The following is a 20,655-nucleotide window of genomic DNA, read 5'->3' as shown; positions in this document are numbered from 1 at the left end:
TAGATAACAGGTGTGACATCATTAGAAATTAGGTTAAGTCCTCGATCGATTAGTATCTGTCAGCTCCATGTGTCGCCACACTTCCACCTCAGACCTATCAACCTGATCATCTTTCAGGGATCTTACTTCCTTGCGGAATGGGAAATCTCATCTTGAGGGGGGCTTCATGCTTAGATGCTTTCAGCACTTATCCCGTCCGCACATAGCTACCCAGCGATGCCCTTGGCAGAACAACTGGTACACCAGCGGTGCGTCCATCCCGGTCCTCTCGTACTAAGGACAGCTCCTCTCAAATTTCCTGCGCCCGCGACGGATAGGGACCGAACTGTCTCACGACGTTCTGAACCCAGCTCGCGTACCGCTTTAATGGGCGAACAGCCCAACCCTTGGGACCGACTACAGCCCCAGGATGCGATGAGCCGACATCGAGGTGCCAAACCTCCCCGTCGATGTGGACTCTTGGGGGAGATAAGCCTGTTATCCCCGGGGTAGCTTTTATCCGTTGAGCGATGGCCCTTCCATGCGGAACCACCGGATCACTAAGCCCGACTTTCGTCCCTGCTCGACTTGTAGGTCTCGCAGTCAAGCTCCCTTGTGCCTTTACACTCTGCGAATGATTTCCAACCATTCTGAGGGAACCTTTGGGCGCCTCCGTTACCTTTTAGGAGGCGACCGCCCCAGTCAAACTGCCCACCTGACACTGTCTCCCCGCCCGATAAGGGCGGCGGGTTAGAAGGTCAATACAGCCAGGGTAGTATCCCACCGATGCCTCCACCGAAGCTGGCGCTCCGGTTTCCAAGGCTCCTACCTATCCTGTACAAGCTGTACCAACATTCAATATCAGGCTGCAGTAAAGCTCCACGGGGTCTTTCCGTCCTGTCGCGGGTAACCTGCATCTTCACAGGTACTATAATTTCACCGAGTCTCTCGTTGAGACAGTGCCCAGATCGTTGCGCCTTTCGTGCGGGTCGGAACTTACCCGACAAGGAATTTCGCTACCTTAGGACCGTTATAGTTACGGCCGCCGTTTACTGGGGCTTCAATTCGCACCTTCGCTTACGCTAAGCGCTCCTCTTAACCTTCCAGCACCGGGCAGGCGTCAGCCCCTATACTTCGCCTTACGGCTTCGCAGAGACCTGTGTTTTTGCTAAACAGTCGCCTGGGCCTATTCACTGCGGCTCTCTCGGGCTTGCACCCTAACAGAGCACCCCTTCTCCCGAAGTTACGGGGTCATTTTGCCGAGTTCCTTAACGAGAGTTCTCTCGATCACCTTAGGATTCTCTCCTCGCCTACCTGTGTCGGTTTGCGGTACGGGCACCTCTCACCTCGCTAGAGGCTTTTCTTGGCAGTGTGGAATCAGGAACTTCGCTACTAAATTTCGCTCGCCATCACAGCTCAGCCTTATGGGAAACGGATTTGCCTATTTCCCAGCCTAACTGCTTGGACGCGGATATCCAATACCGCGCTTACCCTATCCTCCTGCGTCCCCCCATTGCTCAAATGGTGAGGAGGTGGTACAGGAATATCAACCTGTTGTCCATCGCCTACGCCTTTCGGCCTCGGCTTAGGTCCCGACTAACCCTGAGCGGACGAGCCTTCCTCAGGAAACCTTAGGCATTCGGTGGAGGGGATTCTCACCCCTCTTTCGCTACTCATACCGGCATTCTCACTTCTAAGCGCTCCACCAGTCCTTCCGGTCTGGCTTCACAGCCCTTAGAACGCTCTCCTACCACTGTTCGAAGAACAGTCCGCAGCTTCGGTGATACGTTTAGCCCCGGTACATTTTCGGCGCAGAGTCACTCGACCAGTGAGCTATTACGCACTCTTTAAATGGTGGCTGCTTCTAAGCCAACATCCTGGTTGTCTAAGCAACTCCACATCCTTTTCCACTTAACGTATACTTTGGGACCTTAGCTGGCGGTCTGGGCTGTTTCCCTTTCGACTACGGATCTTATCACTCGCAGTCTGACTCCCAAGGATAAGTCATTGGCATTCGGAGTTTGACTGAATTCGGTAACCCGGTAGGGGCCCCTAGTCCAATCAGTGCTCTACCTCCAAGACTCTTACCTTGAGGCTAGCCCTAAAGCTATTTCGGAGAGAACCAGCTATCTCCAGGTTCGATTGGCATTTCACCCCTACCCACACCTCATCCCCGCACTTTTCAACGTGCGTGGGTTCGGGCCTCCATTCAGTGTTACCTGAACTTCACCCTGGACATGGGTAGATCACCTGGTTTCGGGTCTACGACCACGTACTCATGCGCCCTATTCAGACTCGCTTTCGCTGCGGCTCCGCATCTTCTGCTTAACCTTGCACGGGATCGTAACTCGCCGGTTCATTCTACAAAAGGCACGCCATCACCCGTTAACGGGCTCTGACTACTTGTAGGCACACGGTTTCAGGATCTCTTTCACTCCCCTTCCGGGGTGCTTTTCACCTTTCCCTCACGGTACTGGTTCACTATCGGTCACTAGGGAGTATTTAGCCTTGGGAGATGGTCCTCCCGGATTCCGACGGAATTTCACGTGTTCCGCCGTACTCAGGATCCACTCTGGAGAGAACGAAGTTTTGACTACAGGGCTGTTACCTTCTATGGCGGGCCTTTCCAGACCTCTTCATCTACCTCGTTCCTTTGTAACTCCGTATAGAGTGTCCTACAACCCCAAGAGGCAAGCCTCTTGGTTTGGGCTAATCCCGTTTCGCTCGCCGCTACTCAGGGAATCGCATTTGCTTTCTCTTCCTCCGGGTACTTAGATGTTTCAGTTCCCCGGGTCTGCCTTCTCATATCCTATGAATTCAGATATGGATACCACTCCATTACGAGTGGTGGGTTTCCCCATTCGGAAATCTCCGGATCAAAGCTTGCTTACAGCTCCCCGAAGCATATCGGTGTTCGTCCCGTCCTTCATCGGCTCCTAGTGCCAAGGCATCCACCGTGCGCCCTTTCTAACTTAACCGTTAAAAAGAATCACTATGTGATATCTTGTGTTACTAATTGAATGTGATGTCTACTGTTATCTAGTTTTCAAAGAACACGTTTCGAAGGAATGATCCTTCAAAACTAAACAAGACAGGGAACGTTCTGTTTATAAGACCCAAGGTCTTATATTCCGTAAATATCCTTAGAAAGGAGGTGATCCAGCCGCACCTTCCGATACGGCTACCTTGTTACGACTTCACCCCAATCATCTGTCCCACCTTCGGCGGCTGGCTCCATAAAGGTTACCTCACCGACTTCGGGTGTTACAAACTCTCGTGGTGTGACGGGCGGTGTGTACAAGGCCCGGGAACGTATTCACCGCGGCATGCTGATCCGCGATTACTAGCGATTCCAGCTTCACGCAGTCGAGTTGCAGACTGCGATCCGAACTGAGAACAGATTTGTGGGATTGGCTTAACCTCGCGGTTTTGCTGCCCTTTGTTCTGTCCATTGTAGCACGTGTGTAGCCCAGGTCATAAGGGGCATGATGATTTGACGTCATCCCCACCTTCCTCCGGTTTGTCACCGGCAGTCACCTTAGAGTGCCCAACTGAATGCTGGCAACTAAGATCAAGGGTTGCGCTCGTTGCGGGACTTAACCCAACATCTCACGACACGAGCTGACGACAACCATGCACCACCTGTCACTCTGCCCCCGAAGGGGACGTCCTATCTCTAGGATTGTCAGAGGATGTCAAGACCTGGTAAGGTTCTTCGCGTTGCTTCGAATTAAACCACATGCTCCACCGCTTGTGCGGGCCCCCGTCAATTCCTTTGAGTTTCAGTCTTGCGACCGTACTCCCCAGGCGGAGTGCTTAATGCGTTAGCTGCAGCACTAAGGGGCGGAAACCCCCTAACACTTAGCACTCATCGTTTACGGCGTGGACTACCAGGGTATCTAATCCTGTTCGCTCCCCACGCTTTCGCTCCTCAGCGTCAGTTACAGACCAGAGAGTCGCCTTCGCCACTGGTGTTCCTCCACATCTCTACGCATTTCACCGCTACACGTGGAATTCCACTCTCCTCTTCTGCACTCAAGTTCCCCAGTTTCCAATGACCCTCCCCGGTTGAGCCGGGGGCTTTCACATCAGACTTAAGGAACCGCCTGCGAGCCCTTTACGCCCAATAATTCCGGACAACGCTTGCCACCTACGTATTACCGCGGCTGCTGGCACGTAGTTAGCCGTGGCTTTCTGGTTAGGTACCGTCAAGGTACCGCCCTATTCGAACGGTACTTGTTCTTCCCTAACAACAGAGCTTTACGATCCGAAAACCTTCATCACTCACGCGGCGTTGCTCCGTCAGACTTTCGTCCATTGCGGAAGATTCCCTACTGCTGCCTCCCGTAGGAGTCTGGGCCGTGTCTCAGTCCCAGTGTGGCCGATCACCCTCTCAGGTCGGCTACGCATCGTTGCCTTGGTGAGCCGTTACCTCACCAACTAGCTAATGCGCCGCGGGTCCATCTGTAAGTGGTAGCCGAAGCCACCTTTTATGTTTGAACCATGCGGTTCAAACAAGCATCCGGTATTAGCCCCGGTTTCCCGGAGTTATCCCAGTCTTACAGGCAGGTTACCCACGTGTTACTCACCCGTCCGCCGCTAACATCAGGGAGCAAGCTCCCATCTGTCCGCTCGACTTGCATGTATTAGGCACGCCGCCAGCGTTCGTCCTGAGCCAGGATCAAACTCTCCGATAAAGTAGTTTGACTGACTACGCACATCGCTGTGCGATTTATTTAAAACTTGAATTAACAGGTACGTTTTGTCTTGTTTAGTTTTCAAAGATCATCAACACTTCTTGGAGAAGCGACTTTATTAGTATAACATTTCGACTTTGTTTTGTCAAATGTTTTTTATTTTATTTCTCCGCCGCTGTGAGCTTGTTTTTTCAGAAGCGCATCAGCGACGTTTAATAATATACCATGCTCAAGAATCAGAGTCAACATCTTTTTTAAAAGAATATCCTCGATGAAAGACAGACTGTCCTTTGGTTTCCATTCGGCACACGCTGATAAGACCTTTTTCCGTCAGGTAATCAAGCATGACGCCAAGGTCTTGAGTGAAATGGATTAAGTCAGGATGCTGAAGAAGCTCGCTAAATTGCCATATGTCCTTTTCTTTCATGACTTCGAAAAGATGTGCTGAACCAATCTCAGCTTTAGAATGAATCAGAAAATCATTTGCTAAGAATAATAATTCAAGCCTTTTTTCCAAGCTTTCGTGACTTTCAATCAGCTCGGAATATAATTTGTACACTTGAGGCTCTATTTGACGCACTTGACTCCACACAGTGGTTTCGGGATGGAATCCTCTGTCTATTACTTCAATACGTGCGAGATGATGCAGGGCATGAACTACCGCATTGTAGGCATCTAAAAATTGATTGGCTTCAAAGAAAGCTTTTCCTTCAACGTATCTTCTAATTAACTTGCCGTATTCAAGGCCGATCTTCAGTTTGCGTTCTGCAAACGGAAAAGTATTAAGCCTGTCGATAAGCTCTGCAATATACTCATTGCGGTCAAACATGACTCTTCCGTTTACAATCCAATCTATTATTCTTCTATTTGTGCCGAGCAAAATCCATTCTTGAACCTGAGCATCAGTTATCACATGTAAAGAGGCTGTTTTGTGATCAAATTCATAATGCTTTATAAAAACAGGTTTATCAGACTGCTTTACAATGACAAGTAAAGCGGCATCAAAGTTATCTGTCAGGGAAGATGTTTTGTTTCTTCTCTCAATCATAATAACAGCCAATGTATTAGGATGGCTTGCTCTTTCTTGATAAATTGGACGGAGAAGATTTTCCATCACTATTCCTCCAATGCAATTGTTCAATTTTTTCATTCTCTATTTGATTCAATTCTATGGTTAAATCGAAATTCCTTTTTTCTAAACACATTGAACTATTATAAACAATTTCAAAGCAAGTCTCCATATTTAAAATCCATTTCAAACGAAAACATGAAGAAAATCCCATCGGGTTTGTGCTATATTTAATTCAGAGGGGGATGGACATGGCGAAATACTCCAGCAAAATTAATAAGATCAGAACGTTTGCGTTAAGTTTGGTTTTCGTTGGGTTTATCATTATGTACATCGGGATTTTTTTTAAGGAGTCCGTTTTGCTTTCGAGTTTGTTTATGATACTTGGGCTTTTATCCATCGGACTCAGTACGGTTGTTTATTTTTGGATCGGCATGCTCTCGACCAAAGCGGTTCGTGTCATTTGCCCTGGCTGTGAAAAAGAGACCAAGGTTTTAGGCAGAGTAGATATGTGTATGCATTGCAGAGAGCCGCTGACTTTAGATCAAAGCTTAGAAGGAAAAGAATTTGATGAGTCTTATAATAAGAAGAAAATGTCGAAATAAATAAGCTGACCGTTTTGCGGTCAGCTTATTTTAATGGTTTTCTTTTTTTGAACACTCTTGGCAGACGCCGTAAATTTCTAAACGGTGGTGGCTTACTTTAAAGCCGGTCACATGTGCAGCGAGCTGCTCCACTTCGTCAAGGCCGGGATAGTGGAAGTCCACAATTTTACCGCAGCTTTCACAAATGGCGTGATAGTGATCGGATGTAACAAAATCAAATCTGCTAGAAGCATCGCCATATGTGAGCTCTTTTACCAGGCCGGATTCCCGGAACACACGCAAGTTGTTATATACCGTCGCTACGCTCATGTTAGGAAATTTCCCTTCCAGAGCTTTATATATATCGTCCGCTGTTGGATGAGCCATAGAGTTAACGAGATATTCCAGAATCGCATGACGTTGAGGAGTAATGCGAACTCCGGTTTCCTTCAACGTTTCTAAGGCTTCTTTTAGTTCATGTGCAGCCATCCGTCATGCACCTCTCTTCTAAAAAAGATTCTTACATTATAATGTTTATAATTAGTGTACCTCTTTTTACGATAATTTGTCAATTGATATTAGGGTAAAAGTTGCAGCATCTATTATAAAGCTGACTGACAATTTTACTTTTCCGACATATCTTTCAGCGTCTGGAGCGCTTCGGCTACATGGTCTTTCACTTTTACCTTTCTCCATTCTTTAACGAGCCGGCCATCTTTGTCAATCAAAAAAGTGGAGCGTTCAATTCCCATATATTCTTTTCCGAAGTTTTTCTTCAGTTTCCACACATCAAATGCCTCCGCCAGCTTGTGTTCGTCATCGACAAGCAGCAAAAACGGCAGATTGTGCTTCTCTTTAAATTTCCCGTGTTTTTCCTCGCTGTCCGGGCTAACGCCGATAATCACAGCATCCAGCTCAGCGAAGTTTTCATGGCTGTCACGAAAATCGCAGGCTTCAGTTGTGCATCCCGGTGTCATGTCTTTTGGATAAAAGTAAAGGACGATATACTGCCCTTCATAATCCGATAATTTTACTATTTCCCCATGATCACCTTTCAACTCTATATCAGGCGCTTTTTGTCCGATTTCAATAGTCATTTCATTACCTCCGGATGTTTTTGTATTAAGCGTATCCAATTCTTGTCCAGATTACAACCATGGCCCCTAATCTTGAGCCTGAATCCGTTGTTCTTGTCTCGAAGCATGCTACAATAGAGGGGACGCATGGAGATATAGGAGGTTATTATTTTTGTATACAAAATCAGTTGAACTTCACCGTGAAGCATTAGAGCATATTGTCGGCGGTGTAAACAGCCCTTCAAGATCATATAAAGCAGTTGGCGGGGGTTCTCCTGTTGCAATGGAGAAAGCAAATGGCGCTTATTTTTGGGACGTAGACGGGAATAAATACATTGATTATTTGGCGGCTTACGGCCCGATCATTACCGGACATGCCCACCCGCATATTACAGAGGCGATTAAAAAAGCGGCAGAAAACGGTGTATTATATGGAACACCGACAAAACATGAGGTTACTTTTGCAAAGATGCTGAAGGAAGCCATTCCTGCTATGGATAAAGTAAGATTCGTCAATTCAGGGACAGAAGCTGTGATGACGACCATCCGAGTGGCTCGTGCTTACACAGGCCGCACCAAAATCATTAAATTTGCAGGCTGTTATCACGGCCATTCAGATCTTGTGCTCGTAGCGGCCGGCTCCGGTCCGTCTACTCTGGGCACACCTGACTCAGCCGGTGTACCGAAAAGCATTGCAAACGAGGTCATTACAGTTCCATTTAATGATATTGAGAGCTACAAAGCGGCCTTAGATAAATGGGGCAGTGAAATCGCAGCGGTTCTGGTTGAACCGATTGTCGGCAACTTCGGTATCGTTGAGCCGAAAGAAGGTTTCTTAGAGCAAGTAAACGAACTGACACACAATGCGGGCGCCCTCGTTATTTATGATGAAGTCATTACTGCTTTCCGCTTTATGTATGGTGGTGCTCAGGATCTTTTACAGGTTAAACCGGATTTAACTGCACTCGGAAAAATTATTGGCGGCGGACTTCCAATTGGAGCCTATGGCGGGAAACAAGAAATTATGGAGCAAGTCGCACCGCTCGGCCCTGCATATCAGGCAGGAACAATGGCCGGAAACCCCGCTTCTATTTTATCTGGCATTGCTTGCCTGGAAGTGCTGAAAGAAGAAGGCGTGTATGAAAAGCTTGACCGTCTTGGCGCTATGCTTGAGGAAGGCATTTTGGCACACGCAGAAACCCATGGCATCACAATAACAGTCAATCGCTTAAAGGGTGCACTGACGGTTTACTTCTCTGATGAGAAAGTAGAAAATTACGATCAGGCAGAACGCAGTGACGGTGAAACATTCGCTACGTTTTTCACGCTGATGCTGGAGCGCGGCATTAATCTCGCACCTTCTAAATATGAAGCGTGGTTTATTACAACAGCACATACAGAGCAGGACATTAAAGATACGCTTGCTGCTGTTGAGGATGCTTTTAAACATCTTAAAAAGTAATATTGCACATCAGGCGGACAGGAGCTTATAAGCTCCTGTTTTTGTGTACTTTTAAAAAGCGTGTAAGATTTTGGTCTTTTTCTTGAGAAATAGCTTGAATAATTGTATTGATCCCTGTATATTACTTAATTGTTTAGCAAATAAACTCACAGGGAATTTTAATGATTAGCCATTTGCTAGGTCAAACAATTTATTATAGAAAGGAATGCACGCACAAACCAATGAAACTTGGTGCCCGCATTTTCAAAACAGGGATCGCGATTACGCTGGCTCTTTATTTAGCTTCGTGGATCGGACTTCCCGCACCGATTTTTGCTGGGATTGCAGCGATATTTGCGATCCAGCCATCAATTTACCGCTCTTTTCTTATTATTATTGATCAGGTTCAGGCAAATATTATCGGAGCTGTTATTGCCACAGTATTCGGTCTTATTTTCGGACCCAGTCCGATTATGATCGGATTGACAGCAGTGATTGTTATTACCATAATGCTGAAGCTTAAAATTGAACATACGATTTCCATTGCTCTTGTTACAGTTATTGCGATTTTAGAATCTGCCGGTGACGACTTTTTAATGTTTGCGCTGATCAGAACAAGCACAGTCATTTTAGGGGTGCTTTCTTCCTTTATCGTCAACCTGGTGTTCCTGCCGCCTAAGTACGAGACAAAGCTGATTCATAACACAGTCGAAAACACTGAAGAAATCATGAAATGGATCAGGCTGATTATGCGCCAGTCAACAGAGCATTCGATTTTGAAAGAGGATATTGAAAAATTGAAAGAAAAAATGCTCAAGCTTGATCAGACATATCTTCTATATAAAGAAGAAAGAAGCTACTTTAAGAAAACGACTTACGTGAAATCAAGAAAACTTGTCCTGTTCAGACAGGCGATAATAACCGCAAACCGGGCGCTCGACACGCTGAAGAAGCTGCATCGCCTGGAAAACGAGATTTATCATATGCCTGAAGAGTTTCAGGAAACACTGACTGAAGAACTTGATTACCTGCTTTATTGGCACGAGCGGATTTTGATGAGGTTTGTCGGCAAAATTAAACCGCATGATGATACAGATGAAGAAGGCATCCAATACAAACAGCTGCTGACAAAGTCATTTCTTAAAAACCAGCGCAACTCAGATGATGAGCTTCTTGATTATAATATGCTTAATATTATGGCAAGCGCTGTAGAATACCGCGAGCAGCTTGAACATTTAGAAACACTTATTACAAGCTTTCAAACGTACCATCCGAAAGACTGCGAAATGGAAATAGAAGAGTAGCCCGGTTCATATGCCGGGTTTTTTTATACAAAAAAATCTTATATCCTTGATAAAAGGATATAAGATTGAAGTTTAATTCAAGTTTTGGATTGTGAATAAGTGCTTGTATTGACTGTCATAATCCATCAGTTCATCATGAGTTCCGGTTTCAATGATTGTTCCGTTTTCCATGACGACAATTTTATCCGCATGCGTAATCGTTGATAAGCGGTGAGCCACGACAAAAGTTGTTCTGTCCTTCGCCAGTTTATCCATCGCTTCTTGAATGTAGTGTTCACTTTCAAGATCCAAAGCTGAAGTGGCTTCATCCAAGATCAGCAGCGGCGGATTTTTCAGAAATACACGCGCAATGGAAATCCGCTGTTTTTGTCCCCCAGAGAGCTTAACGCCTCTTTCTCCTACACGGGTCTCATACCCTTCCGGAAAACTCATAATAAAATCATGTGCATTAGCTGCTTTTGCGGCTTCCATAATGTCTTCAAGCGTGGCGTTAGGTTTTCCGATCGCGATATTTTCTCTAATCGTTTCACTGAATAAAAAGGTATCCTGAAGCACCATGCCAACCTGATTGCGCAGACTTCTTGCTTCATAATCCCGAATATCTGTCCCGTCAATCAATAGACTGCCGCTTGATACATCATAAAACCTTGGAATCAGGCTGACGAGCGTGGATTTCCCTCCGCCGCTCATTCCAACGAGAGCTACAGTTTCTCCTCTGATTACTTTTAATGACACGTCATGAAGGATGTTTTCTTTTTCCTTTTCATATTGAAACGATACATTTTGAAATTCGACTTCTCCGCGGATATGGTCAGCTTTGATGGCATTTGGTTTGTCAGTCAGCTCATACGGCTCGTCAATAAATTCAAACACCCTGTCCATTGAAGCGATTGACTGCGTCAAGGTTGTAGATGAATTAATCAGCCTTCTGACAGGGTTATACATTCTGTCGATATATCCGACAAACGCAACCATCGTTCCGACAGTCAGCGGTCCGTTGATGACAAAATATCCGGCAAATGCAATCACGATGAGCGGTGCCAGATCTGTAATGGTGTTGACAACTGCAAAGGTCTTGGCATTCCAATTCGTATGACTGATTGCTTTATCTAAGAAATGGCTGTTTTTTTCGTTAAAGTTAGCCTGCTCATGGTCTTCTATCGCAAAGCTTCTGATCACCGGCATGCCTTGAATCCGTTCATGCAAATGCCCCTGCACCTGAGCAAGTGCCTGTGACCGCTCTCTTGTCAGCTTTCTTAAACGGCCGTAAAAATACTTCACTGATATTCCGTATAATGGAAATAAAACCACAGAAATAAGCGTTAATTTCACGTCCAGTGTCAGCATGATAGAGATCACGATCAAAATCGTCAGCATATCGAGCCATATATTCATCAGACCTGTGATCACAAAGTCCTTTGTCTGTTCCACATCGTTGATCACTCGGGAAATGACTTCCCCTGTTCTAGTATTCGCATAAAAACGAAGACTCAGCTTCTGTATATGATCAAACAGCTTGGCTCTTATATCATAGAGTACCTTACTGGCTGTCCACTGGGCAAAATATTGGCGATAATATTCAACTGGCGGGCGCAAAATTAAAAATAAGGCGAACATGATCGCCATAATGGTGAACAATGACGTTGTTTTGTCACTGGCCGTGCCGCCTCCTTGAATAATATCATCAACTACGTACTTCAAAAGCAATGGGAGAGCAAGCGGAATGGAGAATTTTACGATCCCGATTAATACTGTAATGAAAATTTGCTTCTTATAAGGTTTGACGAATTGCATATAGCGTTTCATAACCCCCACGTTGATTCCCCCTCTCTTTATCATGATGTGTGTGAGCCCATGTGAAAAACCTGTTGTACCCCGCAACAGGTTTTTACGTAACCATTATTTTGTATAGCGCAAATACCGTTCATACCACATATCGACAAACTCGGGCGCAAACGGTCCCTGCCGCTGATGAATCCAGTGAAGCAGCGTATTTAAGTAGTCTCTTAAAATACTGTCAATTTCTTTTGGATAATTCATGGCTTTCCGATGATCATCATACTCATCTTCGTCGAGAATATTATAGGTCATGTCAGGAAATACCTTAACATCCAAGTCGTAATCAATATATTTAATTGCTTCGCCATCATAGGCAAACGGAGAACTGATGTTGCAGTAATAGTGAACCCCGTCTTCCCTCAGCATCCCGATGACATTAAACCATTGTCTTGCGTGAAAATAACAGATTGCGGGCTCTCTGGTTATCCATGTCCGGCCGTCTGATTCGGTTACCATCGTCCGGTCATTGGCTCCGATGACACACATTTCTGTACTTTTTAAGATTGTCGTTTCATTCCAAATTCTGTGGATCAGCCCGTTATGCTTATAGCTGTGAATTTGAATGGTTTCTCCTTCCTTGGGATAACCCATATTTCTCCCCTACTTTCTATAAAGCCCTACAGTTAGTATGTCCAAACTTGCTTACCGACAACGTCTTTTACCTATTATAACGTTACAAATTGAAAAATGAAAATAAAAGAGCCATTCCGGCTTGGGAATGGCACATTCCTGCTCTACACAAAGGAAGACGGCTTTTCTGAGCTACGATATGAACGAATTACCTGCTCTGTCTGCTTTTGAAACATATCCTGTATATCAGCAAGATGTTTTCGTTTTACCGCAATTTCATCCTGAATACCGCGCAGCCTTGCATCCCTTTCCAAGTGCCGGAGTTCTGCTTCGATTTGTTTGCAGCGGTCGAGCTCTGATTGGAGATCGAGAAGCTTGTCCATCGTTTTCATCTGTTCTATTACCAGCTTTTCAAATTCCGTCATCGGTTCCTCCTTCAGCCTTGGTCAAAGTCTAAACGTTTCCACCATTAATCATTTCGATCCTGATCCGGCAAACCCTTTGACTCATTCTGTTGAGCTTTCACAAGTTTTGTCGTTTTTCAAACAGAAAAAAGCACTTCCACCCGAAGATGAAGTGCTTTTTTCTGTTTCAGTGATTAGCTGTTTTGTTGTTTGTTTTGTTCAGCAGATTGGTTTTGCTGTCTTACCTGCTGAGTGTTTGTTTCGCTTGCGAATTCAGTGCCGAATTGACCTTGTTGGCCAGCAGCTGATTGTTGGTTTTGTTTTCTGACTTGCTGAACGTTTGTTTCGCTAGCAAATTCAGTACCGAATTGACCTTGACCAGCAGCTGATTGTTGGTTTTGTTTTCTAACTTGTTGAGCGTTAGTTTTGCTGAAATTATTTGAGTTAGCCATTGTTATCACCTCCACGGTCATTAGAATGTGCAGGTAATCGATTGGCTATTCCTTTTTTCAAAAAAATTTTTTAAACGAGCAGTGAGCGCCCGCCGTCAACGATAATGGTCTGTCCGCGAATCATATCAGCTTTTGAAGACACTAAAAATTCAACCGTATCGACCATGTCTTTAATCTCTACCATACGTCCCGCCGGGGTATTTTGACGCGCATCCTCCAAAAGATCTTCTCTGTTCGGGAAGTGTTTGAGCGCATCTGTGTCAATCGCTCCGCCTGATACTGCATTTACGATAATCTGTTTTGGTGAAAGCTCTACTGCGAGATAACGGGTTAAAGCCTCTAATGCAGCTTTTGACACACCAACTGTCGTATAGTTTTCAAGGTAGCGGATTGAACCTAATGAGCTGATGCTGACAATATGACCGCCGCCGTTCTTCTCCATCAGCTTTGCCGCTTCCTGAGCGCAGAAAAGCAAGGCTTTTGCATTGATGTTCATCGTCCAGTCCCAATGTGTCTCCTCTAATTCCATAACCGGTCTCAGTACACCTGATGCAGCGTTATTAACAAAAACATCCAGCCTTCCAAAGGTTTCATCAATCTGCTGAAACATCTCTTTAATTTTTGCGGGCTGTCCCACGTTTGCTTTTACAATAAGCACTTTAACACCAAGTTTTTCGATTTCTTCCGCAGTTTCCAGAGCGGCTTTTTTGCTGCGTGCATAGTTAATGACAATATTATAGCCATTTTCCGCAAGTCTGATCGCCGCTGCTTTTCCGACGCCGCGGCTGCTTCCTGTTACGAGTGCGCATTTATTTTGTTCCATTTTTTCCTCAGCTCCTTGTAGCGTATAGTTCTCTTCATTCCACAAACAATAATGGCAAGAACTTTAAAGGGGGTCTTCCGTTATGTATGTCGGACGAGATATGAGCGAATTGACCATGATTTCCAAAAAAGACTGGAAAAACAGTGAACTCGCCTATTTTCATCATGCCTTTCAGCAAATTATGCCTTATTTGAACGAAGAAGGCCAATCAAAATACCGTGAATTAACCCAAGAGATTGAAGCGCGCGGCGGAATGAAGCGCAATGAAGCAGACTACAGCCACGGCACGCGCGTCAGTTATGATTAAGGACTCTTACCGAGCAGCCGAATTATATACTCCGGCTGCTTCCACTGCCATCTTCCAAATTTTTTGATGTGACACTGGAAACGCGAATTCTTCGAGCTCTTCCTTCGTTACTTTTTTCAGTTCTGCAGCATCCGACACTTGTTTTACTTTACCGAAAAACACAGAAATATTCCATACCAGGTGGGTGAAAACATGCTCCACTACACCTTGGAGGTCACTGATTTCAGCTTGTATGCCAAAATCACTTTCTAAAAATGCAGTGAGCTGCTCGCGCTCTGTTTTCATTCCTTTTTGTGTTTCAAGATTCGGGAATTCCCACAGATTGGCTAGCAGTCCCTTAGACGGGCGTTTATGAATATAGACTTGTCCGTCATCATCTGTCAGTACAATTGCAGCCATTGTTTTGATCCCGGGTTTTTTCTTTTTTCTTTTCACCGGGAGTTCTCGTTCAGTCCCTTCTGCAAACGCTGAGCAATGCCGCTGGACAGGACAAAGCAGGCAAGAAGGTGATTTCGGCGTGCAGATGATGGCTCCCAGCTCCATTAAACCTTGATTGAATTCCGAGGGTTTTTCTTTTGAAATAAACACACGGACCGCTTCTTCAAAAACGGTTCTTGTTTTTGGCTTAGCTATATCATCCCAGATGGACAGAATTCTCGACATAACACGCATCACATTTCCGTCAACCGCGGGAATCGGTTTATTGTAGGCAATGCTTAGCACTGCTCCTTTTGTGTAAGGGCCTACGCCTTTTAAGCCGCCAAACTCTTTTTCTTCTGATGGAACAACTCCTCCGTACTGCTGCTTCACTTCTTTTACAGCGCTCTGCAGGTTTCTGACCCGCGAGTAATAACCGAGACCTTCCCATGCTTTGAGCACTTTTTCTTCATCGGCATCAGCGAGCGCTTCTACTGTCGGGAATTGCTCCACAAACCGTAAAAAGTAAGGAATGACCGTCTCTACTCTCGTTTGCTGGAGCATCACTTCAGACACCCACACTTTATACGGATCTTGGTCCTCTCTCCACGGCAGAATGCGCTGTTCTCTTTCGAACCATGTAATTAAATCATTTTGAAATTGCTGTATATCTTTTTGTCTTACCTTATCTTCAAGTACGTTCATATGTGTTTCTCCCCAGTCTCTCGCGCCCCGCTTTTCTTTAGACTGTTTTTTGTTGTACACTAAGGGCACAGTACGATAATATGTTACATTAAATAGAAGTAAAGAAAAAGCGGAAACATATGAGAACGATTGAACAGGTTAAAAGATTGGGTATATAAAATTAGGGAATGTCTTACAAAGTGAATGTGCAGGATAAACCTGCAAGGAGGTCACCTATGGATACGGGCACACATGTTGTCATGGGCATCGCACTCGGCGGAATTGCGACACTGGATCCGGTTGTCGGAACAGATCCGGCAATGGCTCACGCAGTCATGATCGCTACGCTTGCGGGCTCACAGGCTCCTGATATCGATACTGTGTTAAAACTTAAGAATAATGCTGTTTATATAAGAAATCACAGAGGTTTTACCCATTCTATTCCCGCCGTTTTGTTTTGGTCTGTCATCATCCCGGCGATTCTGTATTTATTTTATCCTCAGGCCGATTTTCTGCACCTGTGGCTGTGGACACTGCTGGCAGTCGTTCTGCATGTCTTTGTTGATATATTCAACGCCTATGGAACACAAGCCATTCGTCCATTTTCGAAAAAATGGGTTGCGCTCGGGCTGATTAATACGTTTGATCCGTTTATTTTTATCAGCCATCTGGCAGCTATCGCGATTTGGTATGCAGGCGGGAGTCCCGGCATCACGTTTCTCAGCTTATACGTCATACTGGCAGGCTATTATATCTTGCGCCTGATGATGCAGCTGCGAATCAAACGGCAGCTCCGTGAGATAATTGATGAAGAGATCGAAAGCATTATCATTTCACCGACGATGAAATTCCGGCAATGGCGAATTGCCGTTACGACCGCACATGCTTTTTATGTAGGAAGGAGCATGGACGGGCATGTGGTGATACTTGATACATTTAATCGGGTGCCGGTTCCTGAAACCGATGTTATGCGAGCTGCGAAACAGGATGACAACATTGCAGCGTTTCTTTCGTTCTCTCCGGTTTACAGGTGGGAAGTGGATACGTATAAAGACCATTATGAGGTCCGGTTTATTGACCTGCGTTATCGGAGTAAAGGGCACTATCCGTTTGTGGCAATCGTTCATATCAGCCATGATCTTGAAATACGCTCATCTTATACTGGCTGGATATTCAGCGAAGAAAAGCTTCAGAAAAAATTAAAGCTCGGCTCTATTTAGAGCCGGGCTTTTTTGCGTCTTGTATAAAAAACAGCTAGGAGCAGACTGATGAAAGAAATCACAGCCGATATCTTAAAATATGGCGGATAGTAGGTCAGTTCAATTTGATTGTCTCCCTTTTGCGCCTTAAAACCAATAAAAGTGTAATCGGCTTTTTCAATTTTCTGCTGTTTTCCGTTAATTTTCAGCTCCCAGCCTTTCTCATACGGAATCGGGAGCATGATGTACTGGGGTTTAGAATTGTGATATGTGAATGTCAGCTTGTTTTTATTCCATTCCAGGCTGTCTGTTCTCTCTGTTTTGTTTTGCGACACAGCGTTTTTTAATGTTTGATAATTTTCTGCATAAAGCGCTATGTGTGAAAGCTCGTACGTTCCTTTCGGAAGCCTGATCGAGATATGATCTGCTTTAGGCACTCTGATGGTTAAATCATTTACACCCGTTTTATAGATCGATTGATTGGATTTTCTTGTTGTGACATAATCATTTACCTTTAGCGTAAATCCTTTGTCTCTTGCTTTGCTTTTCAAATAAAAACTGACATAGTAATCGCCCGGACCGACTGATGGCTTTTTCGGGGTGATGATCAATTCTCCTCCGTTTTCTCCAGTTACAGTCAGGAGTCCGTTTTGATATTGAGCTTGTTTTGCAGTGATGTCCGATTTGGAAATCAGATTCGTCAGATCAGGGGGCTGCTCTGTTTTTTCAGTTGGATCTGCTAATACAATTCCTTTGAGCATCGCTTGCTCTTTTGCAAGTGCCGGCAACTTTTTCAGGTCACTTTCTGCGTAAACCCTTTCGGCTGATTTGACGAAAGGAAGCATATATTGATTTTCATAAACGGTGTAGTGCTCTGATTCCATATGTTTTGTAAAGCCGTATGGAACATTCGCTTCGTTTATTTTTTCCGTCATATAGTATCTGCCGTAAAGCAGGCTGTACAAGTTCGCTCTGTCCCCCAATGAAGCGTAGCGGCTGACACTTTCTCTTCCCATATCGATGCGAAGATCATTCCAATAAAAGGAGAGCAGATGGCTGTTTAAAATGCTCGAGTAGGCGCTGAATCCATTAAACCCGTAAATAATCGGAGTGTTATTGCGCACGCCATTCATCCAGTCGATTCTCACGAGCGGGTCATTGTCTTCCTTTTGCACACGTCTGATGAGCTTAGATTGTTCGTCTCCTTTGTATTCCTCGCTTGTAATATAGGATTTTGAGACACTGTCCAACCCGCCTCCTTCTGAGAGCGCATATTTCTGATAGGTGTTAGCGACAAGCAGCGAAGACAAAATCACCACACCGTATACAGCAAGCTTTGCCCGTTTTTTCACAAAAACTGCGGCAAACAAAGCAGCAATTGTCAGGAACAAAAGCAGTAAGATGCTTTCATTCGCTGGCTTCCATATATCAAGCTCATATCTTTGGACATGATACCAGTAAAGAAGCAGAACAATCGCTGCTGCTGGAAGCAATTCTTTCCGCCTCAGCTCCTGTAGCTGTGATAAACCTGCCGCTGCCGCCCCGGCGATTGTAAAGGCCAAAATATATTCAAACCGGTTTTGCGGTGCGGAAAAGCCGTTAAAGGCGCTTGCCGCATAAGGACTGAAATGAAAGAGAATAAACAGAAGGCTCATTCCGGCAAAAAGGCGAAACACGCGGTGTTTATAAAAAGAAATGACAAACAAAAACAGTAAAAAGATGGCTGGCACCACGATAATCCTGCTCGAAAATAAAATATTATCATCGAAATTCAGCCACTCTATTTTTTCATTATACGGTGGGCGCAGGTTATTTAAATATCCGTAAACCACCGGCACAAATACCGCCGCACTGATACCAAAAGAAATGAGTCCCGAGACGATAAACATTCTGCATTGAACCCATTTTTTCACTTCGTGTTCTTCCAGCTTGATAAACCATCTGAACAAGATATAAATTCCAATGAAAATCAGATTTATGTATGCAAAGTAAAAATTGTTGATTAAGCTCAAGGAGCAAGCAATGATAAACCATGCCGGACGCCGCTCTCGGATGATTTTTTCTGCTCCGAGCACGAGAAGCGGGAGCCAAATCATTGTATCGGTAAAAAATTCCCAATACGCTTCGTGGCGAAAGTAAATAATCGATACTCCGTATAGGACAGCACCCGTAAATGCCGCTGCTCTGCGTTTGAGCAAATAGCTGAAAACAGAAGCTGCTGTAAAAATAATCAGACTCAGCTTAAAAATGCTGATAAAAACGGCTGCCTGCGCCCAAAAAAGCGTGTCCGCCTCACCGATGAGATGAACGGATTGCAACAGCCATACTGCGGCGGAAGTCGCAAGAAAAAGAAAAGAAGCAGAAAAATAATAGCCAAGCTGACTGAATGTGCCTCCGCCGAGTCCGAATGAATAATGATAGAAAAAGTTTCCTTGCGTGTATTGTTCATATAATAATTTCTTAAATACGATCATTTGCGCCAGTCCGTCACCGGGACCGGTCATATATCTGCCATCCGCCCATTCTTTCACAAAAAAAGCGTGTGCTAGAACCGCTATGAACAGACTGGCCGCATAAATGAAGACATGTTTTCTTTTTTTCATAAGGATTCTCCAGTCTTGCCGTTAACTTGTAAGCATGCAAAAAAGCACTGCCAATGGCAATTCATTCATTTCAGTGCAGTTTAGTCAGGCGCCGCATGTTTTTCAATTCGTTCGTTTCAGGCAGATCTTTGCTTGGGATATTTGCTTCTTTGATCAAATAATGCGGCCGTTTTTTTGTTTCGTAATAGATTCTGCCGATGTATTCTCCTATGATGCCAAGGCTTAACAGCTGAACCCCGCCAAGAAATAAGACCGCAGATATAATTGTGAAATATCCGGGTACAGAAATACCGTTTGTAAGAATTTTGACGAACGTGGCGATGATATAAATAAGAGAGAGCAGCAATACAAAAATGCCGGTGTAAAAGCATATTCTCAGCGGTTTATGGTTAAAGGAGACAACGCCGTCCATTCCGTAATTAAAAAGGCTGCTGAATGACCATTTGGATGTGCCGTTTTTTCTTTCGACATTTTCGTAAAAAACAATTTTCTGTTCGAAACCGATCCAGCAAAACAGGCCTTTTGAAAAGCGGTTGCCTTCGCTCAATTTCAAAAGTGCATCTACAGCTTGGCGGCTTAACAGTCGAAAGTCTCCGACACCGTCACGCAAATCAACTTCCACAGCTTTATTAATGAACTTGTAGTAAAGGGACGAAAGAAGCGAACGCACGGGGTTATCCCCTTTCCTGTTCCTCTGGGCAATGACTTGATCATAGCCTTCCTCGTAGCCTTTGATAAAGTCCTTCAGCAAATAGGTCGGATGCTGCAAATCGGCGTCCATCACGACAACTGCCTCGCCTTGAACATGTTCAAATCCGGCCAAGATCGCGGCTTCTTTTCCAAAGTTTCGCGAAAATGATATGTATTTCACTCGGCTGCATTTGGATGCCAGGTCTTTGATCTGCTGAAGCGTGTCATCAATACTTCCGTCGTTAATGAAGAATATTTCATAATCATAATGAATGTTTTTGAATTCCTTTTTTAAAGATTCATGAATGAGTTTGACATTATAACCTTCATTGTAAGACGGGATAATAATCGAGATTAATCCTTGCTTCATTAAGGCACCTTCTTTTTATTATTCTTTTTAAGTATTGCCTTAGGGGAATTTGTACACAAATCTTCAGTAAGGCTATTCCTTTTTTTAAAGTCGTTTAAACCTGTTTTTTGTTACATTTTTGGTATGACATTTGAGTATATGTAATGT

The 20,655-nt window shown here is 44.6% G+C and carries 16 protein-coding genes and 2 rRNA genes; 5 read left to right on the top strand and 13 right to left on the bottom strand.

The window, feature by feature from the left end; translation table 11 throughout:
* Positions 1–29: 29 nt before the first annotated feature.
* The 3 genes from NSU16_RS04685 to NSU16_RS04675 form a co-directional block, all read right to left on the bottom strand.
* Positions 30–2,957 (bottom strand): 23S ribosomal RNA (locus tag NSU16_RS04685).
* A gap of 169 nt (positions 2,958–3,126) precedes the next feature.
* Positions 3,127–4,676, bottom strand: a 16S ribosomal RNA gene (locus tag NSU16_RS04680).
* Together the 16S and 23S rRNA genes form the textbook arrangement of a ribosomal RNA operon.
* A gap of 229 nt (positions 4,677–4,905) precedes the next feature.
* Positions 4,906–5,790 carry a nucleotidyltransferase-like protein gene (locus NSU16_RS04675; protein ID WP_168747251.1) on the bottom strand — a complete coding sequence of 295 codons (885 nt, stop codon included), beginning with the start codon at positions 5,788–5,790 and terminating at the stop codon, positions 4,906–4,908.
* 206 nt (positions 5,791–5,996) lie between these two features.
* Here NSU16_RS04675 and NSU16_RS04670 point away from each other — a divergent pair, with 206 nt between their 5' ends.
* Positions 5,997–6,350, top strand: a complete 354-nt coding sequence (locus NSU16_RS04670) for a YgzB family protein (protein WP_010333473.1) — start codon at positions 5,997–5,999, stop codon at positions 6,348–6,350.
* Positions 6,351–6,380: 30 nt separating this feature from the next.
* Here the strand turns inward: NSU16_RS04670 and perR are convergent, their stop codons facing one another.
* Positions 6,381–6,818 (bottom strand): peroxide-responsive transcriptional repressor PerR, encoded by a 438-nt coding sequence (gene perR, locus NSU16_RS04665; protein ID WP_010333472.1) that lies wholly within the window; start codon positions 6,816–6,818, stop codon positions 6,381–6,383.
* 134 nt (positions 6,819–6,952) lie between these two features.
* Positions 6,953–7,426 (bottom strand): thioredoxin-dependent thiol peroxidase, encoded by a 474-nt coding sequence (gene bcp / locus NSU16_RS04660; protein ID WP_010333471.1) that lies wholly within the window; start codon positions 7,424–7,426, stop codon positions 6,953–6,955.
* Positions 7,427–7,577: 151 nt separating this feature from the next.
* On the opposite strand from bcp, the gene NSU16_RS04655 reads away from it, so the two are divergent.
* Both NSU16_RS04655 and NSU16_RS04650 read left to right on the top strand, forming a co-directional pair.
* Positions 7,578–8,867, top strand: coding sequence for a glutamate-1-semialdehyde 2,1-aminomutase (locus NSU16_RS04655; protein WP_339192216.1), 1,290 nt, complete (start codon positions 7,578–7,580; stop codon positions 8,865–8,867).
* Between the two features lie 221 nt (positions 8,868–9,088).
* Entirely contained in the window at positions 9,089–10,150 is a 1,062-nt protein-coding gene (locus NSU16_RS04650) for an aromatic acid exporter family protein (RefSeq protein WP_101863566.1), read from the top strand.
* A 72-nt stretch (positions 10,151–10,222) separates the two neighbouring features.
* Here NSU16_RS04650 and NSU16_RS04645 read toward each other — a convergent pair whose 3' ends face one another.
* The 5 genes from NSU16_RS04645 to fabL all read right to left on the bottom strand — a co-directional run bounded on the left by NSU16_RS04645 (position 10,223) and on the right by fabL (position 14,238).
* Positions 10,223–11,965, bottom strand: a complete 1,743-nt coding sequence (locus NSU16_RS04645) for an ABC transporter ATP-binding protein (RefSeq protein ID WP_168747248.1) — start codon at positions 11,963–11,965, stop codon at positions 10,223–10,225.
* A gap of 84 nt (positions 11,966–12,049) precedes the next feature.
* Positions 12,050–12,580: a DUF402 domain-containing protein gene (locus tag NSU16_RS04640; RefSeq protein ID WP_003223272.1), complete on the bottom strand. Its 531-nt coding sequence runs from the start codon at positions 12,578–12,580 to the stop codon at positions 12,050–12,052.
* A gap of 143 nt (positions 12,581–12,723) precedes the next feature.
* Entirely contained in the window at positions 12,724–12,984 is a 261-nt protein-coding gene (locus NSU16_RS04635; protein ID WP_010333466.1) for a YgaB family protein, read from the bottom strand.
* A 173-nt stretch (positions 12,985–13,157) separates the two neighbouring features.
* Positions 13,158–13,415, bottom strand: coding sequence for a gamma type acid-soluble spore protein SspE (gene sspE / locus NSU16_RS04630; protein WP_010333465.1), 258 nt, complete (start codon positions 13,413–13,415; stop codon positions 13,158–13,160).
* A gap of 70 nt (positions 13,416–13,485) precedes the next feature.
* Positions 13,486–14,238 (bottom strand): enoyl-[acyl-carrier-protein] reductase FabL, encoded by a 753-nt coding sequence (fabL, locus tag NSU16_RS04625; RefSeq protein ID WP_010333464.1) that lies wholly within the window; start codon positions 14,236–14,238, stop codon positions 13,486–13,488.
* An 82-nt stretch (positions 14,239–14,320) separates the two neighbouring features.
* On the opposite strand from fabL, the gene NSU16_RS04620 reads away from it, so the two are divergent.
* On the top strand, positions 14,321–14,545 hold the full coding sequence (locus NSU16_RS04620) for a hypothetical protein (protein ID WP_010333463.1): 225 nt from the start codon (positions 14,321–14,323) through the stop codon (positions 14,543–14,545).
* Positions 14,546–14,551: 6 nt separating this feature from the next.
* Here the strand turns inward: NSU16_RS04620 and mutY are convergent, their stop codons facing one another.
* Positions 14,552–15,667: an A/G-specific adenine glycosylase gene (gene mutY / locus NSU16_RS04615; protein WP_339192215.1), complete on the bottom strand. Its 1,116-nt coding sequence runs from the start codon at positions 15,665–15,667 to the stop codon at positions 14,552–14,554.
* Between the two features lie 215 nt (positions 15,668–15,882).
* Between mutY and NSU16_RS04610 the strand changes: the two genes are divergently transcribed.
* Positions 15,883–16,866, top strand: a complete 984-nt coding sequence (locus NSU16_RS04610; RefSeq protein WP_339192214.1) for a metal-dependent hydrolase — start codon at positions 15,883–15,885, stop codon at positions 16,864–16,866.
* Here NSU16_RS04610 and NSU16_RS04605 read toward each other — a convergent pair.
* Entirely contained in the window at positions 16,863–19,448 is a 2,586-nt protein-coding gene (locus tag NSU16_RS04605) for a YfhO family protein (RefSeq protein WP_339192213.1), read from the bottom strand. The genes NSU16_RS04610 and NSU16_RS04605 overlap by 4 nt on opposite strands.
* Positions 19,449–19,518: 70 nt before the next feature.
* Complete coding sequence (locus NSU16_RS04600; protein WP_010333459.1) at positions 19,519–20,508, bottom strand: glycosyltransferase family 2 protein; 990 nt, start codon at positions 20,506–20,508, stop codon at positions 19,519–19,521.
* Positions 20,509–20,655: the final 147 nt, after the last annotated feature.

The organism is Bacillus sp. FSL K6-1003 (assembly GCF_037964945.1).
Classification (GTDB): domain Bacteria; phylum Bacillota; class Bacilli; order Bacillales; family Bacillaceae; genus Bacillus; species Bacillus mojavensis.
This window is presented reverse-complemented; position numbering and strand designations above follow the sequence as displayed.

What these genes read in the sequence shown, in the direction of transcription:
- NSU16_RS04605 (WP_339192213.1), bottom strand. Translation starts at nt 19,448, where the DNA reads ATGAAAAAAAGAAAACATGTCTTCATTTATGCGGCCAGTCTGTTCATA.
- NSU16_RS04635 (WP_010333466.1), bottom strand. Translation starts at nt 12,984, where the DNA reads ATGACGGAATTTGAAAAGCTGGTAATAGAACAGATGAAAACGATGGAC.
- NSU16_RS04620 (WP_010333463.1), top strand. Translation starts at nt 14,321, where the DNA reads ATGTATGTCGGACGAGATATGAGCGAATTGACCATGATTTCCAAAAAA.
- fabL (WP_010333464.1), bottom strand. Translation starts at nt 14,238, where the DNA reads ATGGAACAAAATAAATGCGCACTCGTAACAGGAAGCAGCCGCGGCGTC.
- NSU16_RS04650 (WP_101863566.1), top strand. Translation starts at nt 9,089, where the DNA reads ATGAAACTTGGTGCCCGCATTTTCAAAACAGGGATCGCGATTACGCTG.
- mutY (WP_339192215.1), bottom strand. Translation starts at nt 15,667, where the DNA reads ATGAACGTACTTGAAGATAAGGTAAGACAAAAAGATATACAGCAATTT.
- NSU16_RS04675 (WP_168747251.1), bottom strand. Translation starts at nt 5,790, where the DNA reads ATGGAAAATCTTCTCCGTCCAATTTATCAAGAAAGAGCAAGCCATCCT.
- sspE (WP_010333465.1), bottom strand. Translation starts at nt 13,415, where the DNA reads ATGGCTAACTCAAATAATTTCAGCAAAACTAACGCTCAACAAGTTAGA.
- NSU16_RS04640 (WP_003223272.1), bottom strand. Translation starts at nt 12,580, where the DNA reads ATGGGTTATCCCAAGGAAGGAGAAACCATTCAAATTCACAGCTATAAG.
- NSU16_RS04610 (WP_339192214.1), top strand. Translation starts at nt 15,883, where the DNA reads ATGGATACGGGCACACATGTTGTCATGGGCATCGCACTCGGCGGAATT.
- NSU16_RS04600 (WP_010333459.1), bottom strand. Translation starts at nt 20,508, where the DNA reads ATGAAGCAAGGATTAATCTCGATTATTATCCCGTCTTACAATGAAGGT.
- NSU16_RS04670 (WP_010333473.1), top strand. Translation starts at nt 5,997, where the DNA reads ATGGCGAAATACTCCAGCAAAATTAATAAGATCAGAACGTTTGCGTTA.
- perR (WP_010333472.1), bottom strand. Translation starts at nt 6,818, where the DNA reads ATGGCTGCACATGAACTAAAAGAAGCCTTAGAAACGTTGAAGGAAACC.
- bcp (WP_010333471.1), bottom strand. Translation starts at nt 7,426, where the DNA reads ATGACTATTGAAATCGGACAAAAAGCGCCTGATATAGAGTTGAAAGGT.